The sequence below is a fragment of the Streptomyces fuscigenes genome (assembly GCF_021556455.1).
In the GTDB taxonomy this organism is placed as follows: Bacteria; Actinomycetota; Actinomycetes; order Streptomycetales; family Streptomycetaceae; genus Streptomyces; species Streptomyces fuscigenes.
In genome coordinates this window covers 1-4,720 of the sequence record NZ_JAKGCV010000423.1, presented here as the reverse complement: position 1 = coordinate 4,720, position 4,720 = coordinate 1, and the positions used below count along the sequence as shown (strand labels likewise).

At 73.2% G+C, this 4,720-nt stretch carries 3 protein-coding genes and 1 pseudogene; 1 reads left to right on the top strand and 3 read right to left on the bottom strand.

Features of this window, described 5'->3' with window-relative positions:
• The 3 genes and pseudogenes from L1885_RS23810 to L1885_RS23800 form a co-directional block, all read right to left on the bottom strand.
• A pseudogene (locus tag L1885_RS23810) lies at nucleotides 1-321 on the bottom strand (two-component sensor histidine kinase); the annotation flags it as partial.
• Nucleotides 318-1,025 (bottom strand): response regulator transcription factor, encoded by a 708-nt coding sequence (locus L1885_RS23805; RefSeq protein ID WP_235799222.1) that lies wholly within the window; start codon nucleotides 1,023-1,025, stop codon nucleotides 318-320. The gene L1885_RS23805 and the pseudogene L1885_RS23810, both read right to left, overlap by 4 nt.
• A gap of 119 nt (nucleotides 1,026-1,144) precedes the next feature.
• Nucleotides 1,145-2,971 carry a bifunctional metallophosphatase/5'-nucleotidase gene (locus tag L1885_RS23800; RefSeq protein WP_235799221.1) on the bottom strand — a complete coding sequence of 609 codons (1,827 nt, stop codon included), beginning with the start codon at nucleotides 2,969-2,971 and terminating at the stop codon, nucleotides 1,145-1,147.
• Between the two features lie 260 nt (nucleotides 2,972-3,231).
• On the opposite strand from L1885_RS23800, the gene L1885_RS23795 reads away from it, so the two are divergent.
• Nucleotides 3,232-4,653, top strand: a complete 1,422-nt coding sequence (locus tag L1885_RS23795) for a condensation domain-containing protein (protein WP_235799220.1) — start codon at nucleotides 3,232-3,234, stop codon at nucleotides 4,651-4,653.
• Nucleotides 4,654-4,720: the final 67 nt, after the last annotated feature.

Here is a 4,720-nt window from a genome sequence, read left to right as displayed (position 1 = left end):
GGGCAGCCGCACCGTGGCGGCGGGCTGGGGCCCGCCCGTGAACGTCCCGTCGGGGCCGACGACGCGCACGCCCACGTCGAGCGCCGCGGCGTAGAGGCGGCGGGCCCGGGCCTGCTCCACCGTGTCGGGCCGGCCGGCCGCCGCGGCCCGCAGGACGGTCCGCGCCTCCGGGACGACGGCGGCGGCCCGGTCCCGCAGGTGCTGGTCCTGCTCGCGGTGCAGGTCCCGCGAGACGAACTGCAGGAGCAGCCAGCCCGAGGCGAGGACGAGGAGCGGCAGGGTGGCGCCCACGGCCAGCGCCAGTCGCGTGGACAGCCTCACGCGGCACCCCCGTCCTGCTCGCGCAGCACGAAGCCGACCCCGCGCACGGTGTGCAGGAGCCGGGGACCGCCGTCCGCCTCCAGTTTGCGCCGCAGGTAGCTGACGAACGTGTCGACGGCGTCGCTGCGCACCTCGGCGTCGTAGCCCCAGACGCGTTCCAGCAACTGGTCGCGGGTCAGGACGAGACCGGCGTTGCGGGCCAGGCACTCCAGCAGTTCGAACTCGCGGCGGGTCAGGTCCAGGACCTGCTGCCCGCGCCGCGCGGTGCGGGCAGCAGGGTCGAGGACGAGGTCCCCCACGCGTACGAGGGCGTGGTCCGAGGGAGGGCTGCGGCGCAGGAGGGCGCGCAGCCGCAGCACCAGTTCCTGCAGCGCGAACGGTTTGACCAGGTAGTCGTCACCGCCCGCCTGCAGGCCGGCGATCCGGTCGGCCGTCTCGTCGAGGGCCGACAGCATCAGGACGGGCAGATCGGCGCCTTCGGCGCGCAGCGTGGCGCACACCTCGGTGCCGGAGAGGCCGGGCATCGACACGTCGAGCACGAGCACGTCCGGCGGGGCGGCCCGCACCATGGCCAGGGCCGTCTCGCCGTCGGCGGCGGTGCGGGTGCGGAAGCCGTTGAGGCGCAGGCCCCGGTCGAGGGACCTGCGGGTGGCCGCGTCGTCGTCCACGACCAGCACGCCGCCGGGAGCACCGTGGGGGTCCATCAGCTCGCCTCCGCCCTGGCCGCCGCCGGGTGGCGGCCGACCAAGGACCGTATACCTCCTCGTTGTGAGGCCGGTCCCCGGCCGGTGCCGCCGGGCGCCGTGGTGGCGCGTCGCGCCCGTCAGAACAGCGGCGTGCCCGCCCGGGTCAGCCGCCAGCTGTCGCCTCCGAAGGCCGCGGGGTCGATCGTGCCCTCGGCCTGCACCCACGCGATGATCGTGTTGCGGATCTCGTCGCTGCTCGACCAGACCGAGGGGGCCGTGGCGACGTGCGGGTAGCCGCTGCCGCCGCCCGAGCGGTAGTTGTTGACCGCCAGCACGAACTGCGCTGCCGGGTCGACGGGTTCGCCGGCGTGCGTGAGGCCCGTGATGCGCGATCCCACCGGCTGCGCGATGTCGATGTCGTACGAGACGCCGCTGAGCACGTCGTAGCTGAAGTCCGGGATCCCGTTCGCGTTGGTGATCTTCGCGAGGTCGACCGGGTCGCCGGGCGCCGTCAGCGCGAAGTACTGGGCGGACCATTCGAGGTAGTCCTTGACCTGGGCGCCCGTCAGGATCTTGGCCTCCAGGGTGTTCTCGTACACGTACAGGCCCGCCACGTCGCGCAGCGAGACCTGGCCGGCCGGGATGGCGGCGGTGCGGGAGAAGGGGGATGCCTCCGAGAGGACCGGCAGGGAGGCGTACTGGCCGCCGGCGAGGGCCTTCGTGACCGTGTCGCTCTGCACGCGGTTGACGAAGTCGATGATCGGGGTGTCCTTGTACGTGGAATCCGTCGCGTCCATCGCGGCGGCGCAGGTGCCGACGATCTGGTTGACGTAGGCCACGACGGCGTCGTGCTCGGACCTGACGAGGGCCGCCACCTGCGGGTCCTCCGGCACGGTCGCGGCGTCGCGCACCCCGGCGGTCACCGAGGTGACCTCCCAGCGGCCGTGGCGCAGTTCGAGCGCGAAGTCGAAGACGCTGAGCCGCATCCCCCACATCAGCGGCTCGGACAGCACGACCTGCTTGCCGGTCTGCTCGTTGGTGACGATGCTGCTGGGCCGCTCGACGTGGGTGTGGCCCACGAGGATGGCGTCGATGCCGGGTACCTGCTGGGCCACGAGGGACGAGGCGTTCTCCGGGTAGGGGATCGCGTCGCCGTAGGTCGTGGCCCCGTCCAGGCCCGAGTGGTCGGTGCAGAAGACGACGTCGCACCCGAGGCTGCGCAGCCTCGGCACGTACTTCTTCGCCTGTTCGACCAGGCCCGGGAAGGTCATCTTCCCCTGCACGTTGGCCTTGTCCCAGATGGCGATGCCCGGGTTGGTCAGGCCGAGGATGCCGACCTTGATGTCGGGGCCGCCGGGGACGTGGACACGCTTGACGACGTAGGGCTCGAAGGCCGGCTTGAGGGTCTTCGCGTCGAGGGCGTTGGCCGCGAGCAGCGGGAAGTCGCACTGGGCCTCGAAGGCGCGCAGCAGCGGGATTCCGTAGTTGAACTCGTGGTTGCCGAGCGCGGCCGCGTCGTACTTCATGTGGTTCATGGCCAGGGCCATCGGGTGCTTCGGCGGGCGCTTGCCCTTCGTGCCGCCGGTGATCGGGTCCACCCGGGCGTAGTAGTACGACAGTTGGGTGCCCTGGATGATGTCGCCCGCGTCGACGAGCAGGGTGCGGTGGCGGCCCGCCTCCTCGCGCGCCCGCTCGACGAGGGTGGCGACCTTGGCGAGGCCGACGTCGTTGTGCGTGGCGTCGTCGTAGGCGGCGTTGGTGAAGTAGTCCCAGTTCAGGACGTGTCCGTGCGTGTCTGTCGTGCCGAGCACCCGCAGTGACGCCGTGCGCGGGGCGCGTCCGTGGTGACCGCCGAGCGGCGCGGCCTCGGCCGAGTCGACCCCGCCGACCGCCCCCGAGGCCAGCGCGACTCCGGCGCCCGTCGCGGCGGTCCTGTTGAGGAAGGTTCTGCGGTCGATGGGCATGCGGGGGCTCCTGTCGGACGAGTGAGATTCTGCGACGCGCGTAGATTCTGCACCGGACGGCGGCCCCGCGGTAGCCCGGAACGCCATCGGCCGCTTGAGCAGGCGCCGTGAACTCCGGGCCGTCCAGGGGGCATGCGGTGCCGACCACGGCGGCCGGGCGCCTCGCCCGGTGCGGCGTCGGGCTCGCGTCGAACACGCGTGCCCGGCGCTGCGGGCGTGCGTGCCCGTACCTGCCCGGTGTCGTTGTGCCTGGCGTGAAAATGACCGAACTCAGCCAGTACCTCGTCCGCCCCGGGCAGGTACGGGAGTGGACGCTGCACCCACCCGCCCTCTCGGCCGCACAGCGGGCGGAGCGGGACGCCGTACCGCCCTCGTACAACCAGGAGTCCCACGTCCTGACCATGGCCAGACTCCAGGAGCGCGGGGTGCGTACGGCCGACTGGGGCGGGGTCGCCTTCGAGATGCCGGGCGAGTTCGACCTGGAGGCGTTCGGCAGGGCGCTGGCCGACTGGATCGGGCGGCACGAGACCCTGCGCAGCGGATTCCGCGACGCCGGGGGCGAGTTGCACCGCTTCACGCTCGCGCGGGAGGTCGTGGGCGTGGACAGCACCCTGCTCGGGGACTTCCGCGATTCCGGCGTGCTCAACCGCTTCCTCCGCGACCGGCTGGACGCGGCCACGCACACCCTGCACTGGCCGAGCTACGTCGTGGAGACGGTGCAGCGCCGTGACTCCACCACGGTCCTGCTGGCCTTCGACCACACGCAGACCGACGGCTACACGCTGTTCGGGCTGGTGCACGAGATCCACGAGATCTACCGCGCGGCGCGCGACGGGCGGCCCCCGGTGCTGCCCGACACCGGCAGCCACGTCGACTACAGCCACGAGCAGCGCACCGCCGCGGCCCTCGTGGGGCGCGAGCACCCGGCCGTCCTGCGCTGGGAGCGCTTCATCGCCGACAGCGGCGGCAGGCCGCCCGGCTTCCCGCTGCCGCTCGGCACCTCGGGGGAGGAACTCCTGCCGCAGAAGTCGCTGTTCGAGTGGCTCCTCGACCCCGCGGGGACGGACGCCCTGACCCGGGCCTGCCGGTCCGAGCGCACCGCCCTGCCCGCCGGGATCCTGGCGGCGAACGCGCTGGCGGCGCAGCGCCTCGGCGCGCCCGGCCCGTACCGCACGGTCATGCCCTTCCACACCCGTACCCGCTCGGAGTGGACGTCCTCGGTCGGCTGGTTCGTCGAGGGCGGTCCGGTCGAGATCGGCCTGCCCGACGACTGCGACTTCCCCACCGCGGTCCGCCTCGCCCAGCGCTCGGCCCGCGAGGCCAGGCAGGTGGCGCGGGTGCCGTTCTTCCGGGTGTGCGAACTCCTGGGCGTGGACTTCAAGAAGTCGACTCCCGACCCGTTCTCCCTGCTGTCCTACATGGACGTGCGGGACACCCCCGGCGCGCGGGACTGGGCGGCCTGGAACGCCCGTGCCCTGCTGCGGCTCTCCGACAGCGGGAAGGCCTGCCTGTGGGTCGTGTGCACGCCGGAGGGCCTCTACATGTTCGGCCGCTACCCCGACACGCGGACGGCCGGAGCCACCATGTCCCGGTACGTGCGGTGCGTACGGGACGTCCTGCGCGAGGCGGCCGGCCGGGAGGCCCTCGTTGGCGCCGGGGCGGCGCGGGGGGCGCTTTCGTGACTCCCGGGCCGCCCGTCGCACTTCGCGCGGGGGCGGCGCGGGGCACCCCGCCCTGACGGGCCGGCCG